Genomic DNA, 5,659 nt, shown 5'->3' on the forward strand with positions numbered 1-5,659 from the left:
GACGCGATGGACTTCACCACGAACGCGGCGGCCGAGACCGCCGTACGGCTGGCTCGCGGTGAGGGCCGCCGTGGTGCGTATACGCCTGCCTGTGCACTCGGGCCCGAGCTCGCGGAGGCCGCCGGGGCGACGATCCGTTAGCCGGGAATGGTGCGCGAGCGCGTGGGGTTGTGGTTTGTCATGGCGGAGAAGACTGTGAAGATTCCCGGGCCGGACCACCCGATCACGGTGGAGAAGAACCCGGACCGTGTCGTTGTAAAGGTCGGTGACCGCGTCATCGCCGACACCCGGAACGCACTGTCGCTGCAGGAGGCGAACTACCCCGCGGCGCAGTACATCCCGCGCGAGGACGTCGACTTCACGCAGCTCGAGCGCACCCAGCACCAGACCTACTGCCCGTACAAGGGTGACGCGTCCTACTACACGGTGCTCCCGGACGCGGAGAACGCGGTCTGGACGTACGAGCAGCCGTACGACGCGGTCGCCGACATCCGCGACCACGTCGCCTTCTACCCGGACAAGGTGTCGATCGAGATCACCCCCTGAGGAATTCGGCGACCACCGGGGCCAGCACCTCCGGTGGTACGGCGTGCTGCTGGCCGGGCAGGTCCGCGTAGCTGCCGTTCGGCAGGATCTCGGCGACGCGGTGCGCGGCGTCGATCATGAACGGCGCGGTCGCGGTCCCGGCGAGTACGAGCGCGGCCGGTGTGATGCTGCGCAACAACGCGACCGGGGTGGCACCCTGGTCGAGGGCGTGTCCCATCACGGCGAAGTCGTGCGCGAGCGTCGGAGCCAGGTCCGCGAGACCGGGTGTCGCTGCCACCTGCTGCGCGACCTCCTTCGGCATGCCCGTCATCAGCAGGAACTGCTCGACCGCGTCCTGGTTCCGGCCCTCGCGGATCGCGTCGAGCACCTGCCCGCCGTCGTCCGACGTGTCCGCGTCGTCGGGACCGTACGGCGGCTCGTGCAGGACGACCTTGCTGAACGGCATGCTGCCGGCCGCGATCGCGGCGAGCGCGGCACCGGACGAGTGCCCGTAGATGGCCGCCGTACCGCCGAGCGCGGTCAGCAGCGCGGCGATGTCCTCCACCTCACGGCGGACGTCGTACGGCGCTGTGTCGCCCGAGTCGCCACGGCCGCGACGGTCGTACGTGACGACGTCGTACTCGCTCGCCAGCGCGTCCGCCAGCGGGCGGAACGAGTTCCGGTCACACAGCGCTCCCCCGACCAGGAGCACTCGGCTCCCGCTGCCCACCCGGTCGTAGGCGATCGTCGTACCGTCCGCAGACGTCACTTTCTCCATGCTGCTGCTCCTTGCCGGCTGTTGCTGTCGGACGGTACGTCGGAGCCGGTTGCGCTACTTCGACATAACGGGTGGCAGACGACCCGTCCGGGTGGTTCACTGCTTCGCGATGATTACCAGAGTCGACAACTACCTCCACGCGGCCCCGCTGTCCGGCGCGGACGCTGAGCAGGTCGGTCCGTTCACGTTGTTCCGCAGTACGACGATCTGGCCGTACTACGCGCGCCCTGTGCCCGGTTCGGGGGTCACGATCGAGCCTAGCGACGTTGAGCTGGTGCGGAAGCGTTGCGCCGAGCTGGAGATCCCGCTGAGCTTCGAGTGGGTCGTCGAGACCTGTCCGTCGCTGGGAGCTGCTGCTGCGGCTGCCGGCCTTGAGGTGGTCCAGCACCCGCTGCTGGTCCTGGAGCGCGCTGACTTCCGTCCTGTCGTGGCTGATGCGCGCTGCGAGATCCTGTCTGCTGATGAGGACGTAGTGCGCCAGGCACGGGCTGTCGTCAACCTGGCCTTCGGCGAGTCCGGTACAGCCGTTGGGAACGCAGGGCCTGCTGAGAGGGACACCGCGGCTGCTCAGCTGGCAGACGACATGGTCGCGACGTTACGCGACAGGGTCGGTCGTGGCGTCGCAGTGGGCGCTGGAGCGTTCACCGAGGACGGACTGGTCGCTGCTGGTACCCACCATCCGGTTGGCGCGGCTACAGAGATCATTGGCGTCGGTACGTTGCCCGCGATGCGGCGACGCGGTCTGGCCGCTGCCGTGACCTCAACACTCGTGCAGCACGCCCTGGACAACGGCGTGGACCTCGTACTGCTGTCTGCCGAGTCTGACGCAGTGGCTGCGGTCTACGAGCGTGTGGGCTTCCACCGGATCGGTCACACCGGGGCAGCAGAGTGACCGGGAGCCCGAGCACCCGCCTGGTCGTACTGCGCGGCAACTCGGGCTCCGGCAAGACGACCACCGCCCGTACGCTCCGGGAACACCTCGGACGCGGTACGGCGTGGGTCGAGCAGGACCACCTGCGCCGCATCCTGCTCCGCGAGCACGACGTCCCGGGCGGCGCGAACATCGGCCTGATCGACCTGAACGTCCGGTACGCCCTCGACCACGGGTACGACGTGGTCCTCGAGGGCATCCTGAACGCCGGGCGGTACGGCGACATGCTCACCCGATTGACCGCCGACCATCGCGGGACCACGTTGCACTACTACTTCGACATCCCGTTCGAGGAGACCGTCGTACGGCACGGGACCCGGGAGAACCGTCGCGCGTTCAGCCCGGACGCCATGCAGGACTGGTACCGCGAACGCGACCTGCTCGACGGTGTCGAACAGACCGTGATCGGCCCGGACAGCGCGCTGGACGAGACCGTCGGCCGGATCCTGACCGACCTTGGGGCGGATCCCGTACCGTTGGAGGGATGAGCACGACCGAGCCAGTCCGCCCCCGTACCCTCGCCGAGGCGCTGCGGGGCTGGGGCGACGCCGCGCTCGGTGAGCTGCTCCGCCGGCGTCCCGATCTGGCGCTGCCGATCCCGGCGGACACGGGGCAGCTGGCCGCGCGGGCGACCAGCAACGCGTCGGCCGCCCGTGCGATCAACCGGCTGGACGAGTTCGGCGTGGACCTGCTGGAGGCGCTGTCCGCTCTGCCCGAGCCGGTCGATCTGGCCGCGCTGACGCAGGGCGTCGGGCAGCCGGCCGAGGTCGTACAGCCGCGGGTCGCCGAGCTGCTGGATCTCGCGCTGGTGTGGGGTACCGAGGACGACCTGCGGCCGATCCGTGCCGTGCACGAGCTGCTCGGACCGACCCCGGCAGGGCTCGGCCCGACTACGACGCGGCACTTCGGCGACCTGGACAAGCTGATCGAGGAGGCCGGGCCGGACGCGCGCGCCGTACTGGAGAAGCTGACCTGGGGTCCGCCGACCGGCTCGGTGGAGAAGGCGGACCGTCCGGTGACGATCGCGTCCGCCCGGACCCCGGTGGAGCGGCTGCTGGCCCGCGGCCTCGTCGTACCGAAGGACGCGAACACCGTCGTACTGCCGCGGCAGATCGGTCTGCATCTGCGGGGCGGGCGGGTACTGGCGTCGACGCGTGCGGTGCCGCCGCCGTTGGACGGCAAGAAGGTGTCGGCCTCGATCGCGGATCGGGCCGCGGCTGGTGCTGCGCTGGATCTGGTGCGGTTGGTGGACCGTGCGTTGGAGCAGCTTGGGACCGAGCCGCCGCCGGTGCTGCGTACTGGCGGCGTCGGGGTCCGGGAAGTGCGCAGTCTGGCCGGGAAGATCGGTGCGGAGGAGCATACGGCCGCGGCTGTGCTGGAGGTGGCGTACGCGGCCGGGCTGGTTGCTGCGGTCGAAGTCGGCACCGGTGAGCTCTGGCTGCCGACCAGTGCCTACGACGACTGGCTGGAGCTGGACCTGGCGCATCGGTGGGCGCAGCTGGTCTTTGCGTGGTTCTCCGGGCTCAGGGCGATCGGGCTGATCGGACGGCGCGACAGCACAGGCAGTACTGCGGCTGCACGCGAGCGGCTGATCAACGCGCTCGCGCCGGACCTGGAGCGGTTGCTGGCGCCGGAGATCCGGCTGCTGGCGCTGCAGGCACTGGCTGAAGCTGGTGCGGGTCAGGCGCCTGCTCCGGAAGCCATCGTGACTTGGGTCGCCTGGCACCGGCCGCGGCGTGGTGGGCAGTTCCGGGACGACCTGGTCGAGTGGAGCGTGTCTGAAGCCGCCCTGCTCGGGCTGACCGGGCTGGGCTCGTTGGCGAAGCACGCGCAGCCGTTGCTGGGTGCTGAGCCGACACTGGACGAGCTGGCCGAAGCGATCAGCCCGCTGATGCCAGAGCCTGTTTCTGAGGTCCTGTTGCAGGCAGACCTCACTGCTGTTGCTCCTGGTCCGTTGGTGCGCTCTGTGCAGGACGAGCTGTCAGCCATGGCCGACGTGGAGTCGGACGGTGGTGCTGGGGTCTACCGGTTCAGTGAGAGCTCTGTACGTCGTGCGTTCGACCTGGGGCGTACTGCGGAGCAGTTGCACGCCTGGCTGGCGGAGCACTCGCGTACTCCGGTGCCACAGCCGCTCGCGTACCTGGTCGACGACGTCGCGCGCCGGCACGGCGTACTGCGGCTGGGGACGGCGTCGACGTACCTGCGGTGTGACGACGAGGACGTACTGACCCAGCTGCTCAGCTCGAACCTGCCCGGCGTGCGCTTCCGCCGGCTGGCGCCGACCGTCGTCGTGTCGCCTTCACCGCCCGACATGGTGCTCAGCCGGTTGCGGGATGCCGGGCTGGCGCCGTTGGCCGAGACGTTCGACGGTGCGCTGCATGTCACCGGTACGCCGCGCCGGGGCGAGGCACCACGCCGCCGTACCAGCCGGGACTTCAACGAGAGCGCCTTCGACCTCACCGACGACCAGGTGAAGGCCGTCATCGAGAAGGTCCGCACCGGCGACCGCATCGCCGCCGAACGCCCCGGCGACGAGGGCCTGGTCGAACCCGCCGCCCCCGCCGAGACCATCGCCGTACTCACGAACGCCGCCGAGGCCCACACCCGCACCTGGATCTCGTACGTCGACCACAACGGCCACGCCTCCGAACGCATCGTAGAACCCGCCCGAGTAGCCGACGGCTGGCTAACCGCATACGACGACACCACCGAGGCCCCCCGCACCTACGCCCTACACCGCATCTCCGCCGCCCGCCCCGTGGAGTAAGCCTTGCCCTCACTGCTGCTGATCCTGACCGGACTGCCCTACAGCGGTAAAACCACACTGGCCCGGGCCCTCGAAACCAGAGGCGCCGCGATCGTCGAGCTGGACCACATCAACCGCGAGCGCGGCTTCCGCATCGAGGACGGCGTACCGGTCGCCGAATGGCCGGAAACCATCCGTCAGGCGGAAGTACTCATCGAGGAGCACGTGAAGAGCGGCCGGGAGGTCGTGGTTCTCAGCTGGGTCAACCCGACCCACCGTGACCGCCAGCGGTGGCAGGACTTCGCAAGCGCTCGCGGTCTGCGTCACGAGGTTGTCTACGTCGCCGCCGAGCAGTCCCTCCTGACCACCCGCCGTACCGTCGGCGGCCCTGACCGGCACGACCTCTCCGACGACGTCATCCAACGCGTGCAGCGTCGCTTCCAACCCCCGACCGAAGCGACCACCGTCCAAGCGAGCTGGACCACCCAACGGCAGCTGGATGCCGTGACCGCCGGCTGGAGTGGCTGCGACTGACGATCGCGTTTGGCGGGAGCAGGCACAATGGAGGGTCGGGTTGTCGTGGATGGGAGCTGTGGTGTCGGACGGTCCTCTGATTGTGCAGTCGGACAAGACGTTGTTGCTGGAGACCGCGCATGCGGACGCCAACGAGTGCCGGAAG

6 protein-coding genes are annotated in these 5,659 nt (G+C 69.5%); 5 read left to right on the forward strand and 1 reads right to left on the reverse strand.

From position 1 onward, the window contains the following. The first annotated feature begins 180 nt into the window (after positions 1–180). A complete protein-coding gene (locus VFF46_RS18720; RefSeq protein WP_325038431.1) occupies positions 181–546 on the forward strand; it encodes a DUF427 domain-containing protein in 366 nt (121 codons plus the stop codon). Here VFF46_RS18720 and VFF46_RS18725 read toward each other — a convergent pair. Then, the gene (locus VFF46_RS18725) at positions 536–1,303 is read right to left on the reverse strand and encodes an alpha/beta hydrolase (RefSeq protein WP_325038432.1); all 768 of its coding nucleotides are present in this window, start codon (positions 1,301–1,303) and stop codon (positions 536–538) included. The two genes, VFF46_RS18720 and VFF46_RS18725, sit on opposite strands and share 11 nt — an antisense overlap. Before the next feature lie 109 nt (positions 1,304–1,412). Here VFF46_RS18725 and VFF46_RS18730 point away from each other — a divergent pair, with 109 nt between their 5' ends. The 4 genes from VFF46_RS18730 to VFF46_RS18745 are packed head-to-tail and all read left to right on the forward strand — an operon-like array spanning position 1,413 to position 5,514. Further along, a complete protein-coding gene (locus VFF46_RS18730) occupies positions 1,413–2,195 on the forward strand; it encodes a GNAT family N-acetyltransferase (RefSeq protein ID WP_325038433.1) in 783 nt (260 codons plus the stop codon). After that, positions 2,192–2,722: a kinase gene (locus VFF46_RS18735; protein WP_325038434.1), complete on the forward strand. Its 531-nt coding sequence runs from the start codon at positions 2,192–2,194 to the stop codon at positions 2,720–2,722. The genes VFF46_RS18730 and VFF46_RS18735 overlap by 4 nt, the downstream gene beginning before the upstream one ends. Continuing rightward, a complete protein-coding gene (locus tag VFF46_RS18740; RefSeq protein ID WP_325038435.1) occupies positions 2,719–5,001 on the forward strand; it encodes a helicase C-terminal domain-containing protein in 2,283 nt (760 codons plus the stop codon). The genes VFF46_RS18735 and VFF46_RS18740 overlap by 4 nt, the downstream gene beginning before the upstream one ends. Positions 5,002–5,004: 3 nt before the next feature. Continuing rightward, on the forward strand, positions 5,005–5,514 hold the full coding sequence (locus tag VFF46_RS18745; protein WP_325038436.1) for an AAA family ATPase: 510 nt from the start codon (positions 5,005–5,007) through the stop codon (positions 5,512–5,514). Positions 5,515–5,659: the final 145 nt, after the last annotated feature.

The sequence above is a fragment of the Kribbella sp. genome, assembly GCF_035655035.1.
GTDB lineage: Bacteria > Actinomycetota > Actinomycetes > Propionibacteriales > Kribbellaceae > Kribbella.